The following is a 536-nucleotide window of genomic DNA, read 5'->3' as shown; positions in this document are numbered from 1 at the left end:
GTTATCTGGAGCATATTATAAAGACGTAAACAATCTATTGGATGCTTTTGAAGGTACTTTTGTTTACACCAATGGTTTCACTCAATTAAAAATAAAATTAGTCAAAAAAGTACAGCAATTTAATGGCAGGTATTATGAAGATTTAATTATTGGGGAATACCAATACATTGAAAACGGAACTGAAATAGTTAATACACTAGATGACATTGATCTAACGTATATAAATCAACATCAACATAATATTTTTGGAAATATGCTTGTTGATAAAAACTATCCTAGATGGATATGTCTTGCTTGCGGTTCAAATGAAAATAGACTAACATTAGGTATAATGGATAATATTTCTGATAGATTTGGATATCTAATTCTCCGTAAAATGACATCTTTAGCCCCTTCAGGGCAAACGGTTGTAACCTTACAAGCAAAGATAACAAATGTTTCTCGAACTTTTTCGGATAACCCTAACCCTCCTGATTTTTCATTACCTCAGGGCGAGTTCACAATGATCAAGCAATAAAAGCTACTTGAATATGCTG

At 31.9% G+C, this 536-nt stretch carries 1 protein-coding gene; it reads left to right on the top strand.

The window, feature by feature from the left end:
• Positions 1-517 (top strand): DUF6705 family protein (locus ACUSJC_RS16805; RefSeq protein WP_449270706.1); only part of this gene is annotated, 517 nt, incomplete at its 5' end.
• Between the last annotated feature and the right edge of the window lie 19 nt (positions 518-536).

It is taken from the genome of Flavobacterium sp. U410 (assembly GCF_053570605.1).
The sequence above is the reverse complement of the archived record's forward strand: the minus strand, read 5'-3'. Positions and strand labels throughout refer to the sequence as shown.